The 26,758-nt window shown below is 55.3% G+C and carries 26 protein-coding genes; 16 read left to right on the top strand and 10 right to left on the bottom strand.

The genetic code is table 11. The annotated features are described in order from the left end of the window. Position 1 precedes the first annotated feature (1 nt). Complete coding sequence (gene cyoE, locus ACQG0S_RS04930; RefSeq protein ID WP_022647242.1) at positions 2-889, top strand: heme o synthase; 888 nt, start codon at positions 2-4, stop codon at positions 887-889. Between the two features lie 40 nt (positions 890-929). On the opposite strand, the gene fucU is transcribed toward cyoE, so the two are convergent. The 3 genes from fucU to fucI are packed head-to-tail and all read right to left on the bottom strand — an operon-like array spanning position 930 to position 4,582. Beyond that, positions 930-1,358, bottom strand: a complete 429-nt coding sequence (fucU, locus tag ACQG0S_RS04925; RefSeq protein ID WP_048966739.1) for an L-fucose mutarotase — start codon at positions 1,356-1,358, stop codon at positions 930-932. Further along, the gene (fucK, locus tag ACQG0S_RS04920) at positions 1,351-2,754 is read right to left on the bottom strand and encodes an L-fuculokinase (RefSeq protein WP_048966738.1); all 1,404 of its coding nucleotides are present in this window, start codon (positions 2,752-2,754) and stop codon (positions 1,351-1,353) included. The genes fucU and fucK overlap by 8 nt, the downstream gene beginning before the upstream one ends. 49 nt (positions 2,755-2,803) lie before the next feature. Next, complete coding sequence (fucI, locus tag ACQG0S_RS04915) at positions 2,804-4,582, bottom strand: L-fucose isomerase (RefSeq protein WP_038415501.1); 1,779 nt, start codon at positions 4,580-4,582, stop codon at positions 2,804-2,806. A gap of 407 nt (positions 4,583-4,989) precedes the next feature. Here fucI and ACQG0S_RS04910 point away from each other — a divergent pair, with 407 nt between their 5' ends. The 7 genes from ACQG0S_RS04910 (at position 4,990) to ACQG0S_RS04880 (ending at position 13,281) form a co-directional block, all read left to right on the top strand. Next, entirely contained in the window at positions 4,990-6,489 is a 1,500-nt protein-coding gene (locus tag ACQG0S_RS04910) for a sugar ABC transporter ATP-binding protein (RefSeq protein WP_023299446.1), read from the top strand. Between the two features lie 2 nt (positions 6,490-6,491). Continuing rightward, positions 6,492-7,475, top strand: coding sequence for an ABC transporter permease (locus tag ACQG0S_RS04905; RefSeq protein ID WP_022647237.1), 984 nt, complete (start codon positions 6,492-6,494; stop codon positions 7,473-7,475). 46 nt (positions 7,476-7,521) lie between these two features. Then, positions 7,522-8,472, top strand: a complete 951-nt coding sequence (locus tag ACQG0S_RS04900; protein ID WP_048966737.1) for an ABC transporter substrate-binding protein — start codon at positions 7,522-7,524, stop codon at positions 8,470-8,472. Positions 8,473-8,483: 11 nt separating this feature from the next. Further along, complete coding sequence (locus tag ACQG0S_RS04895; RefSeq protein WP_048966736.1) at positions 8,484-10,073, top strand: FGGY-family carbohydrate kinase; 1,590 nt, start codon at positions 8,484-8,486, stop codon at positions 10,071-10,073. 60 nt (positions 10,074-10,133) lie between these two features. Next, a complete protein-coding gene (locus ACQG0S_RS04890; RefSeq protein ID WP_023299444.1) occupies positions 10,134-11,129 on the top strand; it encodes a LacI family DNA-binding transcriptional regulator in 996 nt (331 codons plus the stop codon). Positions 11,130-11,157: 28 nt separating this feature from the next. After that, a complete protein-coding gene (gene fucA / locus ACQG0S_RS04885) occupies positions 11,158-11,805 on the top strand; it encodes an L-fuculose-phosphate aldolase (RefSeq protein WP_426750077.1) in 648 nt (215 codons plus the stop codon). A 114-nt stretch (positions 11,806-11,919) separates the two neighbouring features. Continuing rightward, positions 11,920-13,281 (top strand): MFS transporter, encoded by a 1,362-nt coding sequence (locus ACQG0S_RS04880; protein WP_022647234.1) that lies wholly within the window; start codon positions 11,920-11,922, stop codon positions 13,279-13,281. 32 nt (positions 13,282-13,313) lie between these two features. Here the strand turns inward: ACQG0S_RS04880 and ACQG0S_RS04875 are convergent, their stop codons facing one another. After that, entirely contained in the window at positions 13,314-13,805 is a 492-nt protein-coding gene (locus ACQG0S_RS04875) for a YajQ family cyclic di-GMP-binding protein (protein WP_022647233.1), read from the bottom strand. A gap of 125 nt (positions 13,806-13,930) precedes the next feature. Here ACQG0S_RS04875 and panE point away from each other — a divergent pair, with 125 nt between their 5' ends. Then, the gene (gene panE, locus ACQG0S_RS04870) at positions 13,931-14,842 is read left to right on the top strand and encodes a 2-dehydropantoate 2-reductase (RefSeq protein ID WP_048966735.1); all 912 of its coding nucleotides are present in this window, start codon (positions 13,931-13,933) and stop codon (positions 14,840-14,842) included. Continuing rightward, positions 14,805-15,395 (top strand): protein deglycase YajL, encoded by a 591-nt coding sequence (gene yajL / locus ACQG0S_RS04865; RefSeq protein ID WP_048966734.1) that lies wholly within the window; start codon positions 14,805-14,807, stop codon positions 15,393-15,395. The genes panE and yajL overlap by 38 nt, the downstream gene beginning before the upstream one ends. Before the next feature lie 87 nt (positions 15,396-15,482). Here yajL and thiI read toward each other — a convergent pair whose 3' ends face one another. Beyond that, positions 15,483-16,931, bottom strand: a complete 1,449-nt coding sequence (gene thiI, locus ACQG0S_RS04860) for a tRNA uracil 4-sulfurtransferase ThiI (protein ID WP_022647230.1) — start codon at positions 16,929-16,931, stop codon at positions 15,483-15,485. Between the two features lie 178 nt (positions 16,932-17,109). On the opposite strand from thiI, the gene xseB reads away from it, so the two are divergent. The 4 genes from xseB (at position 17,110) to ACQG0S_RS04840 (ending at position 21,176) form a co-directional block, all read left to right on the top strand. Next, entirely contained in the window at positions 17,110-17,352 is a 243-nt protein-coding gene (gene xseB, locus ACQG0S_RS04855; RefSeq protein WP_003859094.1) for an exodeoxyribonuclease VII small subunit, read from the top strand. Next, positions 17,353-18,252, top strand: a complete 900-nt coding sequence (gene ispA, locus ACQG0S_RS04850; protein ID WP_038415485.1) for a (2E,6E)-farnesyl diphosphate synthase — start codon at positions 17,353-17,355, stop codon at positions 18,250-18,252. Between the two features lie 24 nt (positions 18,253-18,276). Further along, entirely contained in the window at positions 18,277-20,139 is a 1,863-nt protein-coding gene (gene dxs / locus ACQG0S_RS04845) for a 1-deoxy-D-xylulose-5-phosphate synthase (RefSeq protein ID WP_022647228.1), read from the top strand. 62 nt (positions 20,140-20,201) lie between these two features. Further along, positions 20,202-21,176: an aldo/keto reductase gene (locus ACQG0S_RS04840; RefSeq protein ID WP_048966733.1), complete on the top strand. Its 975-nt coding sequence runs from the start codon at positions 20,202-20,204 to the stop codon at positions 21,174-21,176. A gap of 69 nt (positions 21,177-21,245) precedes the next feature. Here ACQG0S_RS04840 and thiL read toward each other — a convergent pair whose 3' ends face one another. From thiL to nrdR, 5 genes are all read right to left on the bottom strand, one after another. Beyond that, positions 21,246-22,217: a thiamine-phosphate kinase gene (gene thiL, locus ACQG0S_RS04835; RefSeq protein WP_048966732.1), complete on the bottom strand. Its 972-nt coding sequence runs from the start codon at positions 22,215-22,217 to the stop codon at positions 21,246-21,248. Between the two features lie 77 nt (positions 22,218-22,294). After that, entirely contained in the window at positions 22,295-22,714 is a 420-nt protein-coding gene (gene nusB, locus ACQG0S_RS04830) for a transcription antitermination factor NusB (RefSeq protein WP_006809908.1), read from the bottom strand. A gap of 21 nt (positions 22,715-22,735) precedes the next feature. Continuing rightward, positions 22,736-23,206 (bottom strand): 6,7-dimethyl-8-ribityllumazine synthase, encoded by a 471-nt coding sequence (ribH, locus tag ACQG0S_RS04825; RefSeq protein ID WP_003859098.1) that lies wholly within the window; start codon positions 23,204-23,206, stop codon positions 22,736-22,738. 87 nt (positions 23,207-23,293) lie between these two features. Continuing rightward, positions 23,294-24,397, bottom strand: a complete 1,104-nt coding sequence (gene ribD / locus ACQG0S_RS04820; protein WP_022647225.1) for a bifunctional diaminohydroxyphosphoribosylaminopyrimidine deaminase/5-amino-6-(5-phosphoribosylamino)uracil reductase RibD — start codon at positions 24,395-24,397, stop codon at positions 23,294-23,296. A gap of 4 nt (positions 24,398-24,401) precedes the next feature. Beyond that, complete coding sequence (gene nrdR, locus ACQG0S_RS04815; RefSeq protein ID WP_003859099.1) at positions 24,402-24,851, bottom strand: transcriptional regulator NrdR; 450 nt, start codon at positions 24,849-24,851, stop codon at positions 24,402-24,404. 152 nt (positions 24,852-25,003) lie between these two features. Between nrdR and ACQG0S_RS04810 the strand changes: the two genes are divergently transcribed. Next, a complete protein-coding gene (locus ACQG0S_RS04810) occupies positions 25,004-25,543 on the top strand; it encodes a DUF3251 domain-containing protein (RefSeq protein ID WP_003859100.1) in 540 nt (179 codons plus the stop codon). 268 nt (positions 25,544-25,811) lie between these two features. Continuing rightward, positions 25,812-26,696 (top strand): nucleoside-specific channel-forming protein Tsx, encoded by an 885-nt coding sequence (locus ACQG0S_RS04805; RefSeq protein WP_032621817.1) that lies wholly within the window; start codon positions 25,812-25,814, stop codon positions 26,694-26,696. The last annotated feature ends 62 nt before the right edge of the window (positions 26,697-26,758 follow it).

Below are 26,758 nucleotides of genomic sequence, written 5' to 3'. Positions count from 1 at the left end.
TATGTTTAAGCAATACCTGCAAGTCACGAAACCAGGCATCATCTTTGGCAACCTGATCTCCGTAATCGGAGGGTTCCTGCTGGCCTCTAAAGGCAGCATTGATTACACCCTCTTTATTTACACGCTGGTCGGTGTGTCACTGGTGGTTGCGTCCGGTTGTGTATTTAACAACTACATCGACATGGATATCGACAAGAAGATGGAAAGGACCAAAAATCGGGTGCTGGTTAAAGGCCTGATTGCTCCTTCCGTCTCGCTGGTGTACGCCACCTTGCTGGGTATTGCTGGCTTTATGCTGCTGTGGTTTGGTGCTAACCCGCTGGCCTGCTGGCTGGGGGTGATGGGGTTCGTGGTGTATGTAGGCGTCTACAGCCTGTATATGAAACGCCACTCCGTCTACGGCACGCTGATTGGTTCTCTCTCCGGCGCTGCGCCGCCGGTGATTGGCTACTGCGCCGTCACGAACGAGTTCGACAGCGGTGCGCTGATCCTGCTGGCTATCTTTAGCCTGTGGCAGATGCCGCACTCCTACGCCATCGCGATTTTCCGCTTTAAGGATTATCAGGCAGCGAACATTCCGGTTCTGCCGGTCGTGAAAGGCATCTCAGTTGCCAAAAACCACATCACGCTGTACATCATCGCTTTTGCCGTGGCAACGCTGATGCTCTCTCTGGGCGGTTACGCCGGATATAAATATCTGGTGGTAGCCGCTGCGGTGAGCGTCTGGTGGCTCGGCATGGCTCTGCGCGGTTACAAAGTGGAAGATGACAAGGTCTGGGCACGCAAGCTGTTTGTGTTCTCGATTGTCGCCATCACCTCCCTGTCCGTGATGATGTCCGTAGACTTCATGGTGCCAGATTCACAAAGCCTGCTGACGTACGTCTGGTAAGAAGACTGAAGTGAAAACGCCGGGTTTAACCCGGCGTTTTTTATTGGTACGGCGTAACCCCTTTCTTTAACAGTATATTGCCGTATTTCGCTGTCTCGCCTGTCACCACAATGGCGTACGCTTTCTGTGCCCGCGCATAAAACGCATAACGGTCAATACGCATAATCCCCTCCCCTTCCGCCTCACCAAAGAGTGCGTTGCAATAGCGTGCTTCTACCTGTATATCGAGCGTATCCCCGTCGACAGGGGCCATCATCACCAGCGGTGGCGCATAGCTGTCGAGTTCAAACAGCGGTATCACCGCGGCCAGCAAATCGCTGATGAGCAGGCCATCTGCGCGGATCGTCTTTGGCCCCAGGCTGTGCGCGGGAAAGTGAGCGTCTGCAAAAATAATCTCGTCACCATGGCCCATCTCTGCCAGCGTTTTCAGCAGCTCGGGTGAAATCAGTGGGGATATCGTTTTAAGCACGGCTTTGCTCCTCAGGATAGAAATAACGGTAACGATAGTGGACCCGATCGCGAGCAGCCTCAGCGCTGGCCGTTTCTCCGACGCCCCACCATCCGTACAAAGACGCCCCCAGCACGGTCGTATCTGCATCTTCAAGCACCTTCACCGGGATCCCAAGCGCATTGGACTTGAGCTGATTCCACAGCATATTGCGGCTACCTCCCCCCACCAGCAGGAGTTCACGCGCCTTAAATTGCGCGATCGCCTCCAGCGCCTGGAGTTTTTCTTGCAGATGCACCGTGAGTCCTTCCAGGGCTGCGCGGTAAAAATGGGCTGGCGTGGTGGTGAGCGTAACGCCCTGCCAGCCGGCGAGCGGAGAATCGAGCAACTGGGTATTCATCGTGACGCCATCCGCCCCGTACGGAATTGCCGCCGCCTGAGCCAGAATAGTGTCCCAGTTGACATCAGGCGACCAGAACAGCGCGCGGATCCACTCCAGTACACCAGACGCCAGATATTGCATTCCCGGATTATAGAGCCCCGTCCGGCTATCCAGTTCGCACGTCGCGCCCGGGTATTGCCCCAGTAAAGCGGTATCAACCTGCGAGGTGCGCGCCATTAAAATCTCCCAGGTTCCCGAAGAGAGAACCGGCTCATTAATTCCCGCACCGGCGCCAAAAAGGGCAAACTGCGTATCGTGCCCGGCGGAGATCACCGGCACACCGCAAGGCAATCCGAGTCTGGATGCAGCGTCGGGCTGCAGTTCACCCATCATCTCTCCGGGGGAAACCAGCGGCGGGAAAAGGGAATGAGGCACGCCGATCTTGCTTAAGATCGTTTCGCTGAAGCACCGCTGATGCAGATCGAACATCTGACTGGTACCGGCCATCGTGAGATCGGTCGTCATTTTTCCGGTCAGGCGATGGTTGATTAGCGAGGAGATAAAAAGCCAGGCGTGAGCACGCTGTAACAGATCGGGATGGTTGTCCTGAAGCCAGCCTAGCTTATACAACGTGTTAAAACTAAACTGCCCAACGCCGGTGATCTGCTGTAGTTCTGCCGGGGAGCATGAACGGGCAACCGCTTCCATCACCGGCACGGTTCGTGGACATTTCCAGCTGATGATCGGGTAAAGCAGTTCTCCCCGCTCATCCACCAGCGCGCCATCCACGCCAAAGGTCGTCACACTCATTCCGCACAGTTGATGCTTGCTCAGCACTGCGCTGATTTTCTGACAACAGACGGCAAAACGTTGCATGATGGCGTCGAGCGACCACTGGTGCCAGGCCGGATTTTCAGCGGCACTTTCGCTTTCGTTCGCCACCGAGGCTCGCGCCACAATATTCCCTTCAGGATCCAGCGCAATGGCGCGCACGTTCGTCGCGCCACAATCGAGAACCAGAAAACATTTTTTCATTGCGGTCCCCACAGGCTGCCAGTCCGCCGGAGCAGGCTGGCAAACCGGCTTATTGTTTGTATAACGGTCCGTAATTTTCACAGGCGCGGTAATCCTGCCCTTCCGGATCCATACCGTGAGCGCCCCAGGCCGTCGGCCGATAAATCAGCGCCTCCGGTACGTTATGCATGCACACGGGAATGCGCAGCATGGACGCCATAGTGATGAAATCAGCACCGACGTGCCCGACGGTTAATACTCCGTGGTTAGCCCCCCAGTTCGCCATCACTGAATAGACGTCGCTGAACGGGCCTTTACCGGTCAGACGTGGGGCAAACCAGGTGGTGGGCCAGGTTGAATCGGTGCGCTTATTCAGAATGTCATGTACTTGTTCCGGCAGCTCAACACTCCAGCCTTCCGCTATCTGTAATACCGGGCCCACCCCCTTGATAAGGTTTACGCGGGTCATGGTAAATGGCACGCCACCTCGGGTGAGGAAGTTTGATGAGAAACCGCCCCCGCGAAAGTATTCATGCACCGCCGGACACCAGTGGGTTGCGGCCAGGCACGCGTTGGCTTCCTGCTCAGTAATGTCCCAGTGTGGTTTCAGGGTCGGTTTCCCCTCGGCATCTTTCTGCTCCGCTGTACCGTCCAGTGCCGCCGAGCCGGAGTTGATCAGATGAATAATGCCCTGCTCAGCCCGTCCAGTGAGTTTCTGGCCGGTAACACGCTCAACCGACTCTGGCGACCAGTAGGTGCGCACGTCGGCAAAGATTTGCGCTGTACCGGTCATCAGATGTCCAAACAGCATTGCTACCCCGTTCAGGCTGTCATTTTCCGTCGCCACCACCAACGGCTGGCGAATACCGTTCCAGTCAAAGGAGCTGTTCAGCAGCGCCTCTGCGGTATCGCCATTTGGATACTGATCCGTCCAGTGGCGCTGTCCCTGGAACCCGGACGCGATGGCGTTATAGCCCAGAGATTCCTCCACGCGGCCCATCGCAGCGAGTTTTGGGTTACCCTGCATCATGTCGCGGATGCACATCGCCATCAGCAGACTCTCCCGCAGGATCGCGGCATTCTCCTGTTCATTGCGACGATACTGCTCCGCGTTTTTATCCTCGCCGAAACGGAAATGTGCTTGCGCCCAGTCCAGGGCCAGCTCAAGTTCTTGCTCGTCGTAAATCTTATGATCGATGCGGCGACGCAGTTCGGTCATATCCACCGCCTGCACCTTCATCCCCAGCCAGGATTCAAAGAAGTTGTGATCGACAATCGAGCCCGCAATCCCCATCGAGACGCCGCCCACCGACAAATAACTTTTCCCCTTCATGCTGGCGACCGCCAGGCCCGCGCGGGCGAAGCGCAACAATTTTTCTTCGACGTCTGCCGGGATGGTCTCGTCGCCCGCATCCTGTACATCGTGGCCATATATGGAAAACGCCGGGATCCCTTTCTGGTTATGCGCCGCCAGTGCCGCCGCGAGATATACTGCCCCCGGACGCTCGGTGCCGTTAAAGCCCCAGATCGCTTTCGGACGCAGCGGATCCATATCAATGGTTTCACTCCCGTAACACCAGCAGGGGGTGACGGTGATCGTCAGACCAACGTGGCACGTGCTGAACTTCTCTTCGCAAGCAGCGGCCTCCGCCATTCCGGCAATGCAGCTATCGGCAATCACGCACTCAACGGGCGTACCGCAGGGGTGGCGTAATTTTTCACTAAGTAGCGCCGCCGTGGCTTTCGCCATGTTCATGGTCTGCTCTTCCAGAGACTCGCGTACGCCCATTCGGCGGCCATCAATAACAGGTCGAATGCCAATACGGGGTAACGCTTTTATCGTTTTCATAGCCCTTCCTCACGTTGGTTAACCTATCCGTCTCAGGGGCATAGCCGTGAAAAAGCGCCCAGGCAGCGCCGTGAACGGAAAGTGGTGAAATTTGCTAACTCGAATTAGCTTAGGGTTCACACTAAAAATGAGACAAGATAAATGTGCAGGATCTGTGAGCAGTTTCACGATGAGAGGTCAAAATTCGATCAGTGTCAGGTATTACGATTCAGCAAAAATTAAACATATCGTTTAAATTCAATTAAATAACAAAATACCTTTGCACGACGTCACAATTTGAATACAAATGATTTGGCTAAATTATAACCCTAAAATAGCTTTTAAGGACGAAAGCTAAGTCGAGTTAGCTTATTAACTAAATCACTGTGGCTTGTGATTCATTGCCTTTCCAACACAGGAATTTTGCAATGTCAGAGACTCTTATTCAGATGACGTGCATTACCAAACGCTTTCCCGGCGTGCTGGCGCTGAATCAGGTTGATTTCGATTTACGCTGCGGCGAAGTTCATGCCCTCTTAGGTGAAAACGGTGCCGGCAAATCGACGCTGATGAAAATTTTATCCGGTGTTTACCAACCTGATGCCGGTGAAATTCGCTTTGAAGGGCAATCCGTATCATTCAGCGATCCGCTAAGTGCTCAGCATGCAGGTATTACGATTATCCATCAGGAATTTAATCTCTTCCCCGATTTAACCGTGGAAGAGAATATCTTTATTGGCCGTGAATTCTGCAAAAATAGTCGCTGGCAGTTAGATAAACGCGCCCAGCGTCAGGCGGTTGAGAAAATACTGCACACGCTGAATTTAAAAATCGCCCCGGACGCCCGCGTCAGTGAATTAACCGTAGCCCAGCAGCAGATGGTGGAAATTGCCAAAGCGATTTCGGTCAATGCCAAAGTGCTAATCATGGATGAACCCACCGCCGCGCTGACCGAAAGTGAAATCGAGAGTTTATTTGACGTCACGCGGATGCTCAAGGCTCAGGGCACGGGGATTGTCTACATCTCGCACCGTCTGGAAGAGCTGGCGCTGATCGCCGATCGCGCGACCGTCATGCGCGACGGACAATACATCGCCACCGTAGATTATGAAACGGTTCAGATCGGCGAGCTTATCGCCATGATGGTTGGCCGCAATCTCGATAACATCTACCCAAAACGCCCGCCGCATCAGCGCAGAGAAAAAGTGCTGGAGGTGAACGGCCTGACGCGTAATGGTGTACTGCATGACATCAACTTTACCCTCTGGCGCGGTGAGATCCTCGGTCTCGCTGGCTTAATGGGCGCAGGCCGAACTGAACTGGGCCGGGCCCTGTTTGGCGCCGATGCTATCGACGCTGGCACCCTGACGCTGAACGGCACCCCCACACGTATTAAAGACGTGGCTGACGCCATTGAGAAAGGCATCAGCTATTTAACAGAAGACCGCAAAAAAGAGGGACTCGCCCTCGGCCTTTCTGTTGAGATGAACATTATGCTCGGCAATTACCCGGACTACGCTGGCGCCGCGGGTAATGTTGATGAAAAACGCTGCCGGGAGTCCAGCCAGAAACTGGTGGATACGCTGCGAATAAAAACGCCACATCTGGAACAGGCGGCACTGAATTTAAGCGGCGGTAATCAACAGAAGATTATTATTGCCCGCTGGGTCTGCAAAGACACCGATATTTTAATTTTTGATGAGCCAACCCGGGGAATTGACGTTGGCGCCAAGCTGGAAATCTACGAATTAATGAATCGCCTTGTCGCTAAAGGTAAATCGATCATCATGATTTCATCCGAACTGCCGGAAGTATTAGGAATGTGCGACCGCATACTCGTGATGCGCAGCGGCCGCATTGCCGGCGAAATAGCGGCTGAGCACGCCACCCAGGAAAAAATCATGCAATACGCCACGCTGGAGGATTAATCATGTCCGTTACCGTTCCATCGCCGCAAAGCGGAAGTCATACGATGAAAATAAATAAAGCGCTCCTGATGCGTCTGGCGCCTCTTTTTAGCCTGGTATTGCTGGTTCTGTTTTTCAGCTTCAGCTCACCGTTCTTCTTTAATACTGAAAATATCATGACTATCGCCCTGCAAACGGCGGTGATTGGCATCATGGCCATTGGCGTGACCTTTGTGATTATTACCGCCGGGATCGACCTGTCACTCGGATCGGTGGTAGCGTTCTCAGGGGTTGCGGTGGGCATCGCCGCCGGGTTTGGTATGCCGTTGCCGGTCTGTATTCTGGCAGGCGTGCTCGCAGGCGGACTTTGCGGCTATGTGAACGCGTTTCTGGTCACCAAAATGACCATACCACCGTTTATTGCCACCCTCGGCTTAATGATGTCGGTACGCGGCATCAATATGGTGATGACCGATGGCCGCGCGATTTATTTTTCTGACTACCCGCAGTTCAAGCTGCTAGCACAGGGTCGCCTGTTCGACGTTCTGCCTTATCCGGTGTTCTACCTGGTCATCGTGGCACTGATCGCCATGTGGATCCTGAAGAAAACGGTGATGGGCCGCTATATCTACGCTGTCGGCAGCAATGAAACGGCGGCACACCTTTCCGGGATCAAAGTCCAGCGAGTGAAAATTTTCGTTTACGCCTTCTGCGGCCTGTTAACCGGCGTGGCCGGGGTGATCCTCGCCTCTCGTCTCAACTCAGGCCAGCCAACCGTGGGCGTGGGTTATGAGCTGGAAGCCATTGCGGCGGTAGTGATCGGCGGTACCAGTCTGATGGGCGGCGTGGGCACGATTGGCGGCACCATCATAGGCGCGTTCATTATGAGCGTGCTGAAAAACGGCCTCAATCTCATGGGCGTGTCCCAGTTCTGGCAGATGGTGGCGATGGGCGTGGTCGTCGTTGCCGCCGTCTACCTGGACACGTTACGTAAAAGAATGCGTTAGGTTCTCGATACAACAAGCCCTGCCAACCCTACAACGGAGCAAAATAATGAAAACCAGCCATATCCTGAGCGTCCTGTCGCTCGTTGCCATCCTGTCCAGCAGCGCGCTGGCAAAAGATTTAAACCTGCCGGTGGTCAGTAAAGGTTACCAGCACGAATTCTGGCAGACGGTCAAAATGGGAACGGAAGCTGCCGCAAAAGAGTTGGGTGACAAAACCAGCTACGTTGGCCCTGCCGATGAAACGCAAATCGCCGAACAGATCCAGTTAGTCGAAAACACCATGGCACAAAAACCAAACGGCCTGTTGCTGGCCGCACTTGATGCAAACGCCCTTGCCCCGCTGGTCGAAACCGCCAACAGCCGGGGGATCAAAGTGGTGACCTTCGACTCGGGCGTGAACTCGGATATCCCGGCCAGCTTTGTTGCCACCAATAACCGTAAGGCGGGCGCACAGGCTGCGGATGCGCTGGCGGAGCAGGTAGGCCAGAAGGGGAAAGTGGGTATTATCGCTCACGTAGCCGGGACGACGTCCGCCATTGAGCGCTCTGAAGGGTTCAGCGAGCGGATGAAAGAGAAGTACCCGAATATTCAGGTACTGCCGGTGCAATACAGCGATGGCGACCCGCAAAAAGCGATGGATAAAACCATTGATATGGTTCAGGCCAACCCGGATATCGCCGGTATTTATGCCACCAACGAAGGCTCAACCCTGGGCGTTGCGAACGCTATCGACAGCCAGAATCTGAAGGGCAAAGTAAAAGTCATCGGTTTTGACAGCACCGAAGCCATCATTAACTTCCTTAAAAACGGTGTGATTCAGGGCTTCGTGGTGCAGGACGCCTATCAGATTGGTTATCAGGGCATAAAAGCGCTGAACGCGGTGATTTCCGGACAGACGGTGGCCAAAGAAATTGATATTCCAGTGAAATATGTCAATGCGCAGAATATCAACACGCCTGAAATTGATAAACTGCTGCATCCGTTTGGTAAAAAATAAGGAAGTTCATGATGAGTGACGGCTATTTCCTCGGGGTAGATGTAGGTTCAGCCAGCGTTCGTGCAGGGCTTTACTCTGCGCAAGGCGAGCGTTTGAGCTTCGCGACCCGTCCGATTTCGCAGTTTCACGCCAGCAATGCGCGCGTGGAACAATCCTCTGTGGAAATCTGGCAGCAGGTTTGTGCGGTGGTGCGGGAAGCCGTCGACTCCTCTGGGATTTCACCTGACGCCATTCGTTCGATTGGCTTCGACGCCACGTGCTCGCTGGTCGCGCTGGATGCTGACGGTAACGGCCTGAGCGTCTCCCCGGACAGTCCGACATCGCAGGACATCATTATGTGGATGGATCATCGTGCTCACGAAGAAACCGTTCACATCAATGCCACACGCGATTCGGCCCTGTGCTACGTGGGCGGCGAGGTCAGCATCGAGATGGAGTTGCCAAAACTGCTGTGGTTGCAGCGGCATCATCCTGAAACCTGGAATCAGGCCTGGCGCTTTTACGACCTTGCCGATTTTCTGGTCTGGAAAGCGACGGGCCAGGACGTCGCCAGCCTGTGCACCCTCACCTGCAAATGGAACTACCTTGCGCATGAGGCGCAGTTCAGCGAATCGCTGCTCAGGGCGGTGGGGCTAGAAAACTTACTGACAAAAATTCCCGGCACTATTCTGGACGTCGCTGAATGCGTCGGGAAACTTAGCCCGCAGGCAGCGCAAGCTCTGGGTTTGTCCGAAGAAGTGGTTGTGGCAAGCGGCATGATCGATGCCCACGCGGGTGGCGTGGCGCTGACGGCCTCACACCCGGAAGGCACGCTGGCGCTCATCAGCGGAACCTCGAACTGCCATATGCTTGCCAGTCAGACGGAGATCCATACGCCCGGCGTCTGGGGGCCTTACTGGAGCGCCATGCTGCCGGGCTACTGGCTGACGGAAGGCGGGCAAAGTGCTGCCGGGGCGCTGGTCGACTGGACGTTGCGCGAGCACGGAGCCAGCGCAGAGCTGTTTGCAAAAGCAGAAACGGCGCAATGCCATCCAGTGGCATTACTCAACGACTGGGTAGCCGCGCTTGAACAGGAAGAAAAATATCCCACCCGCAACCTGCACATTCTGGCCGATCACCACGGCAACCGCTCGCCGCGTTCGCGTCCTGATGCCCGGGGCAGCGTAGTCGGTCTGACATTAGAGACCGGTGAGCGCGCGCTGGCGAGGCTCTATCTGGCCACGCTACAGGCCATTGCCTACGGCACACGACACATTATGGATACTCTGAAACATCATGGGCATACCTTGTCGCGCATTGTCATTTGTGGTGGAGCTACTCATAACCGGCTCTGGCTGCGGGAGTATGCCGATGCCACAGGCTGCGATATTCACCTTTTAGCCGAAGAAGATGCGGTCACTCTCGGCGCGGCCATTTGCGGCGCTGTGGCGAGCGGTGCATGGGCAACGCTTACCGACGCCACCCGGGAAATGGTCAAAGCCGGCGCTATCATCACCCGTCGGCCGGAAACAGCGGCCTTCCACCGGCAAAAATATGAGGCGTACCTGATGCTGTGGACCCAGCAACAGGCGCTTAATCTCCTGATGCAGCAGGAAATGTAATGGCAGGATGCGTATGCTTTATCAGCAGTTTTTACGTACGTTAAGGATTGAGGCGTAGCGATGGCCAAAACAGTTGAACAGATAGCGAAGGATCTGAATTTATCCGTCACCACCGTGCGGCTGGTACTGAGCGGGAAAGCCGAACAGTATCGGATCAGTGTGAAAACACAGTCCCGAATTAATGAACACGTCGAGCGCTTCGGCTATACCCTCAACCATTCGGCGCGCAGTCTGAAGTTAAACAAAACCGAGACGCTGGGGCTCATCGTGCCCAACATCTCAAACGTGTTCTTTGCAACGCTCGCCGAGAAACTCGAACTGCGCTGCCGCCGTTCGGGTTACCAGCTGATGATCAGCTGTACTTACAACGATGTGGATTACGAAAACAAGCTGGTAAAAGCTCTGATGGCGCGCAACGTGGACGGCTTATTTATCGTTCCCTCGACGCTGGAAAATCAGCAGCATCATTTGCGGCAGATCCAAAAGCCACTGGTGCTCCTTGACCGGGATTTTGGCTTTACTGACAACGCGCTGGTAGAGAGTCATAACGAGGCTGGGGGGGATGAACTGGCCCGCAATATGCTGGAAGAGTGCAAAACGCCGCTCTGGTTCCTTGTGGGCGATACCGCACTGCCCAGCATTACGGACCGTCTGAACGGCTATTTGCAGGCCCTGAAAACAGCCGGTATTCACCATCGCGAGTGGGTCATCGAAGGGCCGGACAATACGCCGGAGGGGGGATATGCCCTGATGGATTCGCTTATCGACAGCCAGGGTGTTCCGCAGGCGTTTATCGCCTCATCGTTACCCGTCCTGGAAGGGGCAATCGAAGCCCTGCGGACGCGTACCGGTACTGTGCCCCAACACATCAATATTGGTACCTTCGATGAGCACCCCATGCTGGGGTTCCTGCCTAACAGCGTCTGGTCCATGCAGCAGGATGAAGATACCTGGGCGGAAAAAGCGTTTGAACTGATGCAGCGAGCCATCGACGGCGAAGCGGTCAACGAGACGGCGAAAGTCGATATGAAGCTGGTCAAACGTTCCCGCCAGTAAAAATAAAACTGTACCCGGAGAATAAAAAATGGAACGAGCCCGATTAGCCAGAGACATTATCGACACCTGCCTTGAGATGACCCGCATGGGATTAAATCAGGGCGCCGCCGGGAATATCAGCGTTCGCTATCGCGACGGTATGCTGATTACGCCGACCGGAATTCCCTACGAGCATCTGACCGAAGAGAGTATCGTCTATGTCGATGCACAGGGGCGACACGAAGAGGATAAACTGCCCTCCAGCGAATGGCGTTTTCATCAGGTTGTGTATCAGACCCGCCCGGATGCTAACGCCGTCGTCCATAACCATGCGGTTAACTGTACCGCCGTCTCGATACTCAACCGCCCCATTCCTGCTATTCACTATATGATTGCCGCCGCCGGGGGAAACTCCATTCCCTGCGCGCCTTACGCGACCTTCGGGACGCGCGCGCTGTCAGAGCATGTCGCGGTCGCGTTACGCGATCGCAAAGCGACGCTATTACAGCACCACGGTCTGATCACCTGCGAAGAAAATCTTGAGAAGGCACTGTGGCTGGCGCAGGAGGTAGAGGTGCTGGCAAAACTCTACCTGGCCACGCTGGCGATCGTGGATCCCGTTCCGGTACTCAGTGACGATGAAATTGCCATTGTTCTTGAGAAATTTAAAAGCTACGGGTTGCGCGTCGAGGCGTAATTTTTTATCCGGGGGTGCTTTTATCACACCCTCGTAATATCTCTTAAACAAACACCTATTTACCGCACTTATCACCCCGCCTAAACTATGGCCTGCTTTTTGGTAGAGGTGGTAATGAACGATTATAAAATGACGCCAGGCGAACTGCGTGCGACCTGGGGTTTAGGGACTGTTTTCTCGCTGCGGATGCTTGGCATGTTTATGGTCCTGCCCGTTCTGACCACATATGGCATGGCGTTACAGGGTGCCAGCGAAGCGCTGATTGGTCTGGCGATCGGTATCTACGGCCTGGCACAGGCGATATTCCAGATCCCCTTTGGCCTGCTCTCCGACCGCGTGGGTCGCAAACCGCTGATTGTCGGCGGGCTGCTGGTGTTTGTACTTGGCAGCATCATCGCCGCCCTCTCCCACTCCATCTGGGGAATTATTCTTGGCCGCGCCCTGCAAGGTTCCGGGGCGATTGCCGCCGCCGTGATGGCGCTGCTGTCAGACTTAACCCGCGAGCAAAACCGCACCAAAGCCATGGCGTTTATTGGCGTCAGCTTCGGCGTTACGTTTGCCATTGCCATGGTGCTGGGGCCGATTATTACCCATTCACTCGGCCTGCACGCCCTGTTCTGGATGATAGCCGTGCTGGCAACCATCGGGATCGCACTCACGCTGTGGGTTGTGCCGGACAGTAAAAACCATGTCCTGAACCGTGAATCCGGGATGGTCAAAGGCTGCTTCAGCAAAGTCATCGCCGAGCCGCGCCTGCTTAAGCTGAACTTCGGCATTATGTGCCTGCACATTCTGCTGATGTCCACCTTTGTCGCCCTGCCCGGTCAACTTGCCGCAGCAGGTTTCCCGGCGGCAGAGCACTGGAAAATTTATCTGGTCACAATGCTGATCTCGTTTGTCTCCGTTGTGCCCTTCATTATTTACGCCGAAGTGAAGCGCAAAATGAAACGCGTCTTCGTGGGCTGCGTGGCGTTACTGTTGATTGCCGAGATTGTGCTGTGGGGCGCTGGCCCACATTTCTGGGAGCTGATCGCAGGTGTACAGCTGTTCTTCCTGGCGTTTAATCTGATGGAAGCCCTGCTGCCGTCGCTTATCAGCAAAGAGTCTCCGGCAGGATACAAAGGCACCGCGATGGGCATTTACTCCACCAGCCAGTTTCTCGGCGTGGCGATCGGCGGGTCCCTCGGCGGCTGGGTGGACGGCCTTTTTGATTCTCAGACCGTGTTCCTCGCCGGTGCGCTACTGGCGATGCTCTGGCTGTTTGTTGCCAGCACCATGAAAGAGCCGCGCTATGTGAGTAGCCTGCGGGTAGAAATTCCCGATGACGTGGCAATCGGTGACGCGTTACAACAGCGTCTGGAAGCGACAGAGGGCGTGAGCGAAGTGCTGATTGTCCCGGAAGAGCGCAGTGCGTATGTCAAAATTGACAGCAAAGTGACTAACCGCTTTGAGGTAGAGCAGGCGCTGAAGGCCTGAAAAAATGCCCGGTTTAGCCGGGCATAATTGTCTTAATCGCGGAAGTTTTTAAACTGGAATGGCTGACCGAGATCGCCGCCACGCACCAGCGCCATCACGGATTGCAGGTCATCACGGGATTTTCCGGTCACGCGGATCTCTTCCCCCTGGATCTGCGCCTGCACTTTCAGCTTACTGTCTTTGATAAGCTTAACGATTTTTTTCTGTACCGCGCTTTCAATCCCCTGCTTCAGCTTCGCTTCTACAAACCAGGTTTTGCCGCTGTGAACAAAATCTTCAGGTACATCAAGTGAGGTCCCTTCAATGCCGCGCTTGAGCAGCTTGGCGCGCAGGATATCCAGCAGTTGGTTGACCTGGAAATCAGACTCACTCAGGACTTTGATTGTCTTGTTCGCGTCGTTCAGTTCAATGGTCGCCTCAACGCCACGAAAATCGAAACGTGACTCCACTTCACGAATAGCATTATCTACGCCGTTACGCGCTTCCTGCAGATCAACTTCAGAAACAATATCGAAAGATGGCATCTTTTCTTCTCCCTTCATTTTTGTTGCGTTGCATAATACCTGCAACGAGGCATAACGAGAAGCTTAGCTGATGGCGCTATACTTAGCGTCTTAGCACCTGGCGCAGTTGCAGGTGAGGAGGAACAATGAAAGTAACAGTGCTTGGATGCGGCGCCCTTGGTCAACTCTGGCTTAGCGCGCTATGCAAACAGGGACACGACGTTCAGGGCTGGCTGCGAATTCCCCAACCCTATTGCAGTGTGAATGTGATAGGTACAGACGGTTCAATTTTTAACGAGTCTTTGACGGCAAACGATCCGGAATTTCTCGCGAGCAGCGATCTGCTGCTGGTCACGCTGAAGGCCTGGCAGGTCTCCGATGCGGTGAAAAGCCTGGCCGCCCAATTACCTGAAAGCACGCCAGTCCTGCTGATTCACAACGGTATGGGTACCATTGAAGAGCTAAAGTCTGTCCAGCAACCGCTGCTAATGGGAACAACCACCCACGCGGCACGCCGCGACGGTAACGTCATTATTCATGTTGCCAGTGGCATCACCCATATCGGCCCGGCGCGTGAACAGCCCGGCGATTACAGCTATCTTGCGGATACCCTGCAAAGCACGCTGCCTGACGTCGCCTGGCACAATAACATTCGCGCAGAACTGTGGCGCAAACTGGCGGTCAACTGCGCGATCAATCCGCTGACTGCCCTGCTGGATTGCCCTAACGGTGATCTGCGCCAGCATCCCGATCGGTTAGCGCTGATTTGCCGGGAAGTTGCCGCCGTCATTGAACGCGAAGGCTACCACACCTCAGAAACCGATTTACGTTATTATGTCGACCAGGTCATTGAGAGTACGGCAGAAAATATCTCCTCAATGCTGCAGGATATCCGGGCGATGCGGCATACCGAAATTGATTACATTACCGGTTATCTGTTAAAACGCGCCCGGGCACACGGCATTACCGTTGCGGAAAACAGCCGTCTGTTTGAGTTAGTAAAACGAAAGGAGAGTGAGTATGAGCGCATCGGCACTGGTATGCCTCGCCCCTGGTAGCGAAGAGACAGAAGCGGTCACCACCATTGATTTGATGGTACGTGGTGGTATTAAGGTTACCACCGCCAGCGTCGCCAGCGACGGAAGTCTGGCGATTACCTGCTCGCGTGGGGTCAAGATCCTGGCAGATGCACCGCTTGTACAGGTGGCGGACGGTGATTACGACATTATCGTGCTGCCGGGCGGTCTGAAGGGCGCGGAGTGTTTCCGCGACAGCCCGCTGCTGGTTGAAACCGTTCGTCAGTTTCATCTTTCCGGGCGTATCGTCGCGGCAATCTGTGCGGCCGCAGGTACGGTACTGGTTCCGCACAACATTTTCCCCATCGGCAATATGACCGGCTTCCCAGGCCTGAAGGATACGATTCCGGAAGACCAGTGGGTGGATAAACGCGTGGTCTGGGATCCGCGCGTTAACCTGCTCACCAGCCAGGGGCCGGGCACCGCCATTGATTTTGGCCTGAAGATTATTGACCTGCTGGTCGGGCGTGAGAAAGCGTACGAAGTGGCGTCATCGCTGGTGATGACGGCAGGGATTTATAACTACTACGAGTAAAAAAAGCCGGGTGGCGGCTACGCCTTACCCGGCCTACAAGTGTACGGTACCGTAGGCCCGGTAAGCGAAGCGCCGCCGGGCAATAGGCTACGGGCGATACACCTTCACGTTCGCGAAGCCCTGCTCGCGCAGGTACAGCGCCTGTAAACGGCTCATGACCCCACGTTCGCACCACAGCAGATACGTTTTGCTCTGGTCGAGATCGCCAAACTGGGTGCTCAGCTTGTAGAACGGCAGCGAAACCACCTCCACGCCTTCCACCTGCAACGGCTTGTCATCCTGCTCATCAACAGAACGTATATCCAGAATCGTATCGTTAGCACCGAAGCCGCTGACCGTCTCCACCTCAACCACGTCCTGCTCGGTCTGCTGGGCGATCTCACGGATATCGATGTTCGACGCTTCCGCCACCACTTTTTCCAGGATGCTGAAATCGAAGTTCTCTTCTTCCGCTTCGATCTTCGCCTTCACCGCTTTAATGGTTGGACTTTTTGAGATCACGCCGCAATATTCCGGCATGGTGCGGGCAAAATCTTCAGTACCGATTTTACGCGCCAGATCGATGATGTGCTCTTTATCGTGAGAGATCAGCGGACGCAGGATCAGCGTATCAGACACGTTGTCGATAAGACGCAGGTTGGTCAGCGTCTGGCTGGAGACCTGCCCCAGTGCTTCACCGGTGACCAGCGCCTGCACGCCGTAGCGCTCAGCCACTTTGGACGCCGCACGCACCATCATACGTTTCAGGACCACGCCCATCTGGCCGTCATCCACTTTCTCAAGAATTTCGCCGACCACCGGCTCAAAGTTGATCGCCACGAAACGCACGCGGTGAGAGCTGCCGAAGCGGTTCCACAGGTAATGCGCCACCTGACGTACGCCGATTTCGTGCGCCGCGCCGCCCAGGTTAAAGAAGCAGTAGTGCACGCGGCAGCCGCGACGCATCAGCATATAGCTGGAAACGCCGGAGTCGAACCCGCCGGAGATCAGCGACAGCACATCTTCTTGCGTGCCGATCGGGAAGCCGCCAATACCTTCATAACGGCCCTTAACCAGCAGCAGGCGATCGTTTTCGATCTCAAGATTAACGGTAACGTCCGGATTAGTCAGGCGCACGCGCGCCGTCTCAACGTGCTGGTTCAGACCGCCGCCGACATAGCGCTCAACGTCAATGGAGCTAAACTCATGCTTACCACGGCGCTTCACGCGTACGCAGAACGTTTTGCCTTCGATCTGATCGCGGTACTGTACCAGCGCCTTTTCGAAGATATCGTGCATATCGGTGAAGGGAACGTCTTCCACTTCCAGAATATGGTGAATACCCGGGATACGGGTCAGCGCGTCGCGAATATCAAGACGTTTGTTTTCGTCTTTCGCGCGGACTTCAACGTGGTCCCAGTGACGCACCACGGCGAGCGTTTCGTCGTAGTGTTTTAATACGTTACGAATGTTCCCGGTGAGAATTTTAATAAAGCGCAAACGCACGGATTGGCTTTTGATGGTGATTTCAGGGAACAATTTAATGATAAACTTCATGGCGGCAATGTTTCTTAGGCAAGCTTATAAAGGCTTGTAGTGGAAAATGATACAGCAGCCCACACCCGTGGCTGCATCCAGGCGCGCAAGTATACCACCATCGCGCCACTCGCGTTATTTGATAATTGCCCCGAGTCCGTTACCATGTCAGGGCGAAAAATTTAAGAGTCAATTCACTATGCCGAAGAAAAACGACGCACCGGCCAGTTTCGAAACTGCGCTGAGTGAACTGGAGCAGATCGTTACCCGTCTTGAGAGCGGCGATCTCCCGCTGGAAGACGCGCTCAACGAATTTGAACGCGGCGTGCAGCTCGCGCGCCAGGGGCAGGTAAAACTCCAGCAGGCCGAGCAGCGTGTGCAGATCCTGCTTTCCGACAGCGAAGACGCTAAAACCACGCCATTCACACCGGACGCCGAGTAAATGGATTTCTCCAACGCGCTTCAGGCGCGCGTCATCCGCGCCAACGACGCGCTGCGCCGTTTCATTGAGCCGCAGCCTTTTCAGAACACTCCTCTGGTTGAAGCCATGCACTATGGCGCACTCTTGGGGGGTAAACGCCTGCGTCCGTTCCTGGTGTATGCCACAGGCAATATGTTCGGTATCAGCGATAACACGCTGGACGCCCCGGCAGCCGCCGTGGAGTGTATCCACGCCTATTCGCTGATCCACGATGATTTGCCGGCCATGGACGATGACGATCTGCGTCGCGGTCAGCCGACCTGCCACATTAAGTTCGGCGAAGCGAATGCCATTCTGGCGGGTGATGCGCTGCAAACCCTGGCGTTCTCTATTCTGAGCGATGCGCCGATGGTTGAAGTGAGCGATCGCGATCGTCTGGCAATGGTGTCCGAACTGGCAATGGCCAGCGGCGTCGCCGGGATGTGCGGCGGCCAGGCGCTGGATTTAGAGGCTGAAGGTCGTCAGGTGACTCTGGAACAGCTGGAACGCATCCACCGTCACAAAACGGGCGCCCTGATTCGGGCAGCCGTTCGTCTGGGCGCGTTGAGCGCGGGTGAACGCGGGCGTAAAGCCCTGCCGGTTCTGGACAGATACGCAGAAAGTATCGGTCTGGCATTCCAGGTTCAGGATGACATTCTGGATGTGGTGGGCGATACTGCAACATTGGGAAAACGTCAGGGTGCGGATCAGCAGCTTGGCAAAAGTACCTACCCCGCCCTGTTGGGCCTTGAGCATGCCCAACGTAAAGCCCGGGATCTGATAGACGATGCCCGCCGGTCACTGAATGAGCTGGCCGCGCAATCGCTGGATACCTCGGCACTGGAAGCGCTAGCGGACTACATAATCCAGCGTAATAAATAAACTATATATCTCGATGAGCCTTTGATGAGTTTTGATATTGCCAAATACCCGACACTGGCGTTAGTTGACTCCACTCAGGAGTTACGTCTGTTGCCGAAAGAGAGTCTGCCGAAGCTGTGTGACGAGCTGCGTCGCTACCTGCTCGACAGCGTTAGCCGCTCCAGCGGCCACTTCGCCTCCGGACTTGGCACGGTTGAGCTGACCGTGGCGTTGCATTACGTCTATAACACGCCGTTCGATCAGCTGATCTGGGATGTTGGCCACCAGGCCTATCCGCACAAAATTCTGACCGGACGTCGCGATAAGATTGGCACCATTCGCCAGAAAGGCGGCCTGCATCCGTTCCCGTGGCGCGGCGAGAGCGAGTTTGACGTGTTAAGCGTCGGCCACTCTTCCACCTCCATTTCCGCAGGCATCGGGATTGCCGTTGCCGCTGAAAAAGAGAATAAACAACGCCGTACCGTCTGCGTGATTGGTGACGGGGCGATCACCGCCGGGATGGCTTTTGAGGCCATGAACCACGCGGGCGATATCAAACCGGACATGCTGGTGATCCTCAACGATAACGAAATGTCGATCTCCGAGAACGTCGGCGCGCTGAATAACCATCTGGCGCAGCTGCTGTCCGGTAAGCTTTACTCCTCACTGCGCGAAGGCGGGAAAAAAGTCTTCTCCGGCGTACCGCCGATCAAAGAGCTGCTTAAGCGTACCGAAGAACATATCAAAGGCATGGTCGTGCCGGGTACGCTGTTTGAAGAGCTGGGCTTTAACTATATTGGCCCGGTGGACGGCCACGATGTGTTAGGTCTGGTAACGACGCTTAAAAACATGCGCGACCTGAAAGGCCCGCAGTTCCTGCATATCATGACCAAAAAAGGGCGTGGTTACGAACCGGCGGAAAAAGATCCGATCACCTTCCACGCGGTGCCCAAGTTCGACCATACCAGCGGTTGTCTGCCGAAAAGCAGCGGCGGAATGCCGAGCTACTCAAAAATCTTCGGCGACTGGCTGTGCGAAACGGCGGCGAAAGACAACACGCTGATGGCGGTGACGCCTGCCATGCGTGAAGGCTCCGGCATGGTCGAGTTTTCCAAAAAGTACCCGGACCAGTATTTCGACGTCGCCATTGCCGAGCAGCACGCGGTAACCTTCGCAGCGGGCCTGGCGATTGGCGGCTACAAGCCGGTGGTAGCGATTTACTCTACCTTCCTGCAACGCGCCTACGATCAGGTGATCCATGACGTTGCCATCCAGAAGCTGCCGGTGCTGTTTGCTATCGACCGTGCGGGCATCGTGGGGGCTGACGGCCAGACGCACCAGGGCGCATTTGACCTCTCCTTCCTGCGCTGCATCCCGGACATGGTGATCATGACGCCAAGCGACGAAAACGAGTGTCGTCAGATGCTGTATACCGGTTACCACTATCAGGACGGTCCCTGTGCGGTACGTTATCCACGCGGCAATGCCCTTGGCGTTGAATTACGGCCGCTGGAAAAACTGGACATCGGTAAAGGTCTGGTGAAACGTCGCGGTGAAAAAGTGGCGATCCTGAACTTTGGTACGCTGATGCCGGAAGCGGCAAAAGTCGCTGAAACCCTGAATGCGACGCTCGTCGATATGCGATTTGTGAAGCCGCTCGATGAATCTCTGATTCTGAGCATGGCGGAAAGCCATGAGGTGCTGGTCACGCTGGAAGAGAACGCCATCATGGGTGGCGCGGGTAGCGGCGTGAACGAAGTGCTGATGGCGAACCGTAAAGTCGTTCCGGTGCTTAATCTCGGCCTGCCGGACCACTTCATCCCGCAAGGCACTCAGGACGAGGCGCGCGCCGACATTGGCCTGGACGCCGTCGGTATCGAAGCTAAAATCCGCACCTGGCTGGCCTGATCCCTCCCCTTTTCTGCTCCTGCTATGCTTAAACGTATTGTTTAAACAGCAGGAGCGGAACCATGCAATACACGACATTAGGAAAAACAGACCTCAAGGTGTCCCGGCTTTGCCTGGGCTGCATGACGTTTGGCGAGCCTGACCGGGGAAATCACGCCTGGACGCTGCCGGAAGAGAGCAGCCGCCCTATCATTAAGCGCGCCATCGATGGCGGCATCAACTTCTTCGATACCGCCAACAGCTACTCCGACGGCAGCAGCGAAGAGATTGTGGGCCGCGCCCTGCGAGATTTTGCCCGTCGGGATGAGATAGTGGTCGCCACCAAGGTGTATTACCCGTCAGGCGATCTGGCGGAAGGCCTTTCTCGCGCACAGATCCTGCGCTCCATTGATGACAGCCTCAGACGCCTGAACATGGATTACGTCGACCTGCTGCAAATTCACCGCTGGGATTACAACACGCCGATCGAAGAGACGCTTGAAGCGTTGAACGACGTCGTGAAAGCCGGTAAAGCGCGCTACATCGGCGCATCGTCCATGCATGCCTCACAGTTTGCTCAGGCGCTCGATCTCCAGGCGCAGAACGGCTGGGCGCGCTTTGTCACTATGCAGGATCACTACAACCTGATCTACCGGGAAGAAGAACGTGAGATGCTGCCGCTCTGCTACCAGGAAGGCGTGGCGGTGATTCCGTGGAGCCCGCTGGCGCGCGGAAGGTTAACCCGTCCGTGGGGTGAAACTACCGCCCGGCTGGTATCGGATGAAGTAGGTAAAAATCTGTATGACGATACAGAAGCCAGCGATGCGTTAATTGCCGAACGATTAGCCGGGATCGCCGACGATATCGGTGCAACGCGCGCACAGGTAGCGCTGGCGTGGCTGCTGAGCAAGCGCGGTGTCGCCGCGCCGATTGTGGGCACATCGCGGGAAGAACAGCTGGACGAGTTGTTGAGTGCGGTGGACTTATCGTTGACGCCGGAGCAGATTGCCGAGCTGGAGGCGCCGTATCAGCAACATCCGGTGGTAGGGTTTAAATAAACAATTCAGGGAACAAAATCCGTAGGCCGGGTAAGCGCAGCGCCACCCGGCAATACAGAGCGCACAAAATTACGCGAAGTGATCGTACCCTTTCCAGTCAAGCGTAACCGGGGCACCGTCGCGGACAAACAGCAGCCCTTCACTTTCCGGCATCACCTGCCCGATGCAGGTAAATTTCGCCCCCAGATGCGCTAACGCCACATCGAGCGTCCCGCGATTCAGCTCGGGAACGGTAAAGCACAGCTCATAATCTTCCCCACCGGATAGTGCCCAGCGCAGCGCCTGTTCAGGCTCGGCATGGCGACGCAACGGCTCTGACAGTGGGAACAGATCCAGATCGATCCGTGCGCCCACGCCACTGGCCTTCAGGATATGGCCGAGATCGGAGATCAACCCGTCAGAGAGATCGATAGCAGAACTGGCCCGCTCGCGCAGCGCCTGACCGTGCAAAATACGCGGTGTGGGCCGCAGGTGGCGCTTCACCAGGTACGCCGCATCGTCAGCATCTTCAACTGCTAAACGGTTCTGAAGGATCGCCAGCCCGGCCGCGCTATCCCCCGGCGTACCGGTCACGTAGATCCAGTCGCCCGGTTTTGCGCCCGAACGCTTCAGCGCGCGCCCCGCTGGCACATAGCCGTGGATTGCCAGGGTCATCGACAGCGGCCCGGCGGTGGTATCACCGCCAATCAGCTGCATATCGTAATAATTCAGCTGTTCAAACAGGGCATCGCTGAAGGCTTCAAGCCAGGCTTCATCCACCTCCGGCAGGGTCAGCGCCAGCGTCAGCCAGGCCGGGTCGGCGCCCATTGCCGCCAAATCGCTAACGTTGACCGCCAGCGCCTTATACGCCAGGTCGGCAGGATCGATATCGGGCAGGAAGTGACGCCCACATACTAAGGTGTCGGTGCTGATTGCCAGCGTCTGTTTTTCGGGAATATTGAGAAGTGCGCAGTCATCGCCAATGCCGGTTTCAACATCAAGACGAGAGGTTCTGACACGGTCGAAATAACGGGCAATCAGGGAGAATTCGCCGCATGCCATACGTTATGCCTCAGCAAATAAAAGAAAAAACCGGAGCCGCACTGCCAAAAAGGCAATGCAAGACTCCGGTTTGCGGATCACTTTTTGTGGGGACGGATCGCAGGTGCGGCTTTATCCAGCACGCCGTTTACAAACTTGTGGCTGTCTTCAGCGCCGAAGGTTTTTGCCAGTTCGATCGCTTCGTTGATGGCCACTTTGTACGGCACATCATCACGTTTAGACAGCTCAAACAGCGCGATACGCAACACTGCTTTTTCGACCTGGCCCAGCTCTTCGAGCAGACGGGACAGGTATGGCTTCATCAGACCATCGAGATACGCGCTATTAGTCGCCACTCCCGACAGCAGTTCACGGAAGTACAGAACGTCAACGTCTTTCACGTCCTGTTCTGACAGGAACTGGTATTCAACATCAGCGATGTCGTTCTGGGACAACTGCCAGGAGTAAAGTGCCTGGACGGCACATTCACGGGCGCGGCGACGAGCAGCAGGTTTCACGGAATTCCCCTTACAAAAAAATCAGGCCTTGATGGCTTTCAATACATTGATCATTTCAAGCGCGGTCAGTGCAGCTTCTGCACCTTTGTTACCGGCTTTGGTGCCAGCACGTTCGATGGCTTGTTCAATACTTTCGGTAGTCAGTACGCCGAACGCGACAGGAATTTCAGCATCCTGTGCAACGTGCGCCAGACCATTGCTTGCACCGCCCGCAACGTATTCGAAGTGCGCAGTGCCGCCACGAATAACAGTACCCAGTGCAATCACCGCGTCGTATTTACCGGTTTTCGCCAGCGCGCCCGCTGCCAGTGGCAGTTCGTAAGCACCTGGTACCCAAACGACGGTAATGTTGTCATCTTTAACCTGGCCGATACGTTTCAGGGCGTCAACCGCACCTTCCAGCAGGCTGTCGTTGATGAAGTTGTTGAAACGCGCAATGGTGATGGCGACGCGAGCGTCCGGGGTAGCTACAGCAGCTTCAATAATGTTCATACTCTTCCTTTACGGGTTCATTTGGCCCCGCAGGGGGGCGGATTTTATCATAATACTTTGCGCACTGCTTCCCTATTTCAGGAGCAATTACGCTGTCGTTAAATGGAGGCAGACATCCGGGCCTACCGGACGAATCTCGCTGAATGAGAGTTGCGGCGCATCGGCCAGTTTTTCAAGGCCGGGCAGCACAAACAGGCCGCGCGCGTCGTTACCTAACAGTTTAGGCGCAACGTAGACCAGAAGCTCATCCACCAGCCCTGCCTGGAGCAGCGCGCCGGCGAGCGTCGGACCGGCTTCAACCCAGATGCTGTTGACCTGCTGTTTACCCAGCAGCATCATCAGCACCACCAGATCGAGATGCCCATTGTGCTCCGGTACCATAATGCTGCGCACGCCTTGCGGCCATTCGCGCGTATCTTCTTTGGTGCGGGCAATCCAGGTTTCCCCCGGTTGCTGCACGATACGGTGTTCCGGCGTCACGCGGTTCTGGCTATCAATAATAATGCGCAGCGGCTGACGCAGGTTCTCCTGCGGATAGAGTGCCTGGGTATCGGCATTCAGCTCATCCCAGCGCACGGTCAGGACCGGATCGTCAGCCAGCACCGTTTCACTGCTGGTGAGAATAGCATGGCTTTGTGCGCGCAGACGTTGCACATCGCGCCTTGCCTGTGGCGAGGTGATCCACTGGCTCTCGCCGTTCGCCATCGCCGTGCGGCCATCCAGTGACGCGCCAAGCTTAAGCTGGATAAACGGGAAACCGGTGCGCATACGCTTCAGGAAGCCTTTGTTGATGGCTTCGGCATCCTGCATCATCAGGCCGTGACTGACGTCGATCCCTTCCTGTTGCAGACGATACAGCCCGCGGCCCGCCACCTGCGGGTTAGGATCCTGCATGGCGGCGACAACGCGCGAGACTCCCGCCGCAATCAGTGCTTCGCAGCACGGAGGCGTACGCCCGTGATGACTGCATGGCTCCAGCGTCACGTAAGCCGTCGCGCCACGCGCCCTCTCCCCCGCCATGCGCAGGGCATGCACTTCAGCGTGCGGCTCGCCTGCGCGGTAGTGAAAACCTTCACCCACGATCTCGCCATCTTTAACAATGACGCACCCGACATTAGGGTTAGGGTGAGTGGTAAACCGACCGCGCTGCGCCAGCTTCATGGCTCTCGCCATGTACATCTCGTCCTGCATAGGCTTAATCCTGTAAGCGGGCGATCTCTTCGCCAAACTCTTTAATGTCTTCGAAGCTGCGGTAAACGGAGGCGAAGCGAATATAGGCGACTTTATCGAGCTTTTTCAGCTGTTCCATCACCAGGTTACCGATCATTTTGCTCGGCACTTCGCGCTCACCTAGCCCCCGCAGATAAGATTTAATATGATTTAACGCCATTTCGACGTCATCGGAGCTGACGGGCCGTTTTTCCAGCGCCTTGAGCATCCCGCTACGCAGTTTTTCTTCATTGAACGGTTCGCGCACATCGTTACTTTTTACCACGCGCGGCATTACCAGCTCTGCCACCTCGAAGGTGGTAAAACGCTCGTTGCACACCAGACACTGCCGACGACGACGCACGGAAGACCCTTCGCCTACAAGACGTGAGTCGATGACTTTGGTATCCACAGCGGAGCAAAATGGGCAATGCATACGATGTCCCTGTTATCTGGTTAACTGATTTCTATTTTACCCTGAACTGGCCCGACAACAAAGGAAGAGCTTTTTGAGACAAAGGATCTATGCCTGACGCCACTATCCTGTCTACCATTGCAGCAATGTGTGATTTCAAGGAATTAAACGCAATGACAAGACGTTACCTGAAAATAGTGCTGGTTGGGAGCCTGTTCACGCTCAGCGCCTGCGCACAGCAAAGTGAAGTTCGCGAGATGAAACAAAGCGTGAATACGCTCAATGTGGCGATGGACAAACTTAATAAAGAAACCGTGAAGATCACCCAGCAGAACGCGCTGAATGCCAAATCCAGCAATGGCGTTTATTTATTGCCGGGCGCAAACACGCCCGCGCGTCTGAACAGCCAGATTGGCACGCTAAAGATGTCTCTGGTGAATGTTGCAGCGAATGCCGATGGTACGCGCGCAACATTACGCATTCAGGGTGAATCCAACGATCCGCTTCCCGCCTTCAGCGGCACCGTAGAGTGGGGCCAGATTCAGGGCACCACGGAGAGCTATCAGGAGGTGAATGTGAAGAATCAGCTCTTCACCGCCCCCGCCAGCACGCTGGCACCGAGCGATGTTGATATCCCGCTCCAGCTGAGCGGACTGACGCCAGAACAGTTGGGCTTTATCCGCATTCACGACATTCAACCTGCCGCGCAATAACCCGCCCTTTTAGCGGAGTGAAATGTCACTCCGCTAACATTTACATTTCGTATGGATTGGCAACATAAATGATTGCCGCTACAATCCCGGCCGTTTAAAGTACGCAAACGTGAACGCAATCGATTACGTATGTGAGAGATATGTGAAACAACACATATTTTTGTGAGCAAGGATTCCTATAATAGGCTCCGCAGAAACACGAAATATTTAGAAACGCAATTCGCGCATTTTTCACTCCCGGAAGGGAATTTCAATCAGTGGCATGATTATGAAAAAAACATTACTCGCAGCTGGCGCCGTGCTGGCACTGTCCTCCTCTTTCACTGTTAACGCAGCGGAAAACGACAAACCACAATACCTCTCCGACTGGTGGCACCAGAGCGTTAACGTGGTAGGCAGCTACCACACCCGTTTCGGGCCGCAGATCCGCAACGATACCTACCTGGAATACGAAGCGTTTGCCAAGAAAGACTGGTTTGATTTCTACGGCTACGTCGATCTGCCGGTATTCTTCGGCGGTAACTCCGATGCGAAAGGTATCTGGAACAATGGCTCCCCGCTGTTCATGGAAATCGAACCGCGTTTCTCTATCGACAAACTGACCGGCACCAGCCTGGCGTTTGGTCCGTTCAAAGAGTGGTACTTCGCGAACAACTACATCTATGACATGGGTCGCAACGATTCTCAGGAACAGAGCACCTGGTATATGGGTCTGGGTACTGACATCGAAACCGGCCTGCCAATGAGCCTGTCACTGAACGTGTATGCGAAATACCAGTGGCAGAACTATGGCGCATCAAATGAGAACGAGTGGGATGGCTACCGTTTCAAAGTGAAATACTTTGTGCCAATCACTCAACTGTGGGGCGGTAACCTGAGCTATATCGGCTTCACTAACTTTGACTGGGGTTCAGACCTGGGCGACGATAACTTCTATGACAACAACGGGAAGCATGCTCGTACCAGTAACTCCATCGCCTCCAGCCACATTCTGGCGCTGAACTACGATCACTGGCACTACTCTGTTGTTGCGCGTTACTGGCACAACGGTGGCCAGTGGAACGACGACGCCAGCCTGAACTTCGGCAACGGCGACTTCAGCGTACGTTCTACCGGTTGGGGTGGTTACCTGGTCGTGGGTTACAACTTCTAACCTGTGCGGACTTCGCCCGGTGGCGCTGCGCTTGCCGGGCCTACGATCCGAATGTAGGCCGG

Origin of the sequence: Enterobacter cloacae complex sp. 418I7 (genome assembly GCF_050030705.1) — a bacterium.
Classification (GTDB): Bacteria; Pseudomonadota; Gammaproteobacteria; order Enterobacterales; family Enterobacteriaceae; genus Enterobacter; species Enterobacter intestinihominis.
Note: the sequence above shows the minus strand (reverse complement) of the source record. Positions and strands in the feature narration are given on the sequence as shown.

Coding starts and splice junctions, on each gene's coding strand:
- cyoE (WP_022647242.1), top strand. CDS start 2: ATGTTTAAGCAATACCTGCAAGTCACGAAACCAGGCATCATCTTTGGC.
- fucK (WP_048966738.1), bottom strand. CDS start 2,754: ATGAAAAAATGTTTTCTGGTTCTCGATTGTGGCGCGACGAACGTGCGC.
- fucI (WP_038415501.1), bottom strand. CDS start 4,582: ATGAAAACGATAAAAGCGTTACCCCGTATTGGCATTCGACCTGTTATT.
- ACQG0S_RS04910 (WP_023299446.1), top strand. CDS start 4,990: ATGTCAGAGACTCTTATTCAGATGACGTGCATTACCAAACGCTTTCCC.
- ACQG0S_RS04905 (WP_022647237.1), top strand. CDS start 6,492: ATGTCCGTTACCGTTCCATCGCCGCAAAGCGGAAGTCATACGATGAAA.
- ACQG0S_RS04900 (WP_048966737.1), top strand. CDS start 7,522: ATGAAAACCAGCCATATCCTGAGCGTCCTGTCGCTCGTTGCCATCCTG.
- ACQG0S_RS04895 (WP_048966736.1), top strand. CDS start 8,484: ATGAGTGACGGCTATTTCCTCGGGGTAGATGTAGGTTCAGCCAGCGTT.
- ACQG0S_RS04890 (WP_023299444.1), top strand. CDS start 10,134: ATGGCCAAAACAGTTGAACAGATAGCGAAGGATCTGAATTTATCCGTC.
- fucA (WP_426750077.1), top strand. CDS start 11,158: ATGGAACGAGCCCGATTAGCCAGAGACATTATCGACACCTGCCTTGAG.
- ACQG0S_RS04880 (WP_022647234.1), top strand. CDS start 11,920: ATGAACGATTATAAAATGACGCCAGGCGAACTGCGTGCGACCTGGGGT.
- ACQG0S_RS04875 (WP_022647233.1), bottom strand. CDS start 13,805: ATGCCATCTTTCGATATTGTTTCTGAAGTTGATCTGCAGGAAGCGCGT.
- panE (WP_048966735.1), top strand. CDS start 13,931: ATGAAAGTAACAGTGCTTGGATGCGGCGCCCTTGGTCAACTCTGGCTT.
- yajL (WP_048966734.1), top strand. CDS start 14,805: ATGAGCGCATCGGCACTGGTATGCCTCGCCCCTGGTAGCGAAGAGACA.
- thiI (WP_022647230.1), bottom strand. CDS start 16,931: ATGAAGTTTATCATTAAATTGTTCCCTGAAATCACCATCAAAAGCCAA.
- xseB (WP_003859094.1), top strand. CDS start 17,110: ATGCCGAAGAAAAACGACGCACCGGCCAGTTTCGAAACTGCGCTGAGT.
- ispA (WP_038415485.1), top strand. CDS start 17,353: ATGGATTTCTCCAACGCGCTTCAGGCGCGCGTCATCCGCGCCAACGAC.
- dxs (WP_022647228.1), top strand. CDS start 18,277: ATGAGTTTTGATATTGCCAAATACCCGACACTGGCGTTAGTTGACTCC.
- ACQG0S_RS04840 (WP_048966733.1), top strand. CDS start 20,202: ATGCAATACACGACATTAGGAAAAACAGACCTCAAGGTGTCCCGGCTT.
- thiL (WP_048966732.1), bottom strand. CDS start 22,217: ATGGCATGCGGCGAATTCTCCCTGATTGCCCGTTATTTCGACCGTGTC.
- ribH (WP_003859098.1), bottom strand. CDS start 23,206: ATGAACATTATTGAAGCTGCTGTAGCTACCCCGGACGCTCGCGTCGCC.
- ribD (WP_022647225.1), bottom strand. CDS start 24,397: ATGCAGGACGAGATGTACATGGCGAGAGCCATGAAGCTGGCGCAGCGC.
- nrdR (WP_003859099.1), bottom strand. CDS start 24,851: ATGCATTGCCCATTTTGCTCCGCTGTGGATACCAAAGTCATCGACTCA.
- ACQG0S_RS04810 (WP_003859100.1), top strand. CDS start 25,004: ATGACAAGACGTTACCTGAAAATAGTGCTGGTTGGGAGCCTGTTCACG.
- ACQG0S_RS04805 (WP_032621817.1), top strand. CDS start 25,812: ATGAAAAAAACATTACTCGCAGCTGGCGCCGTGCTGGCACTGTCCTCC.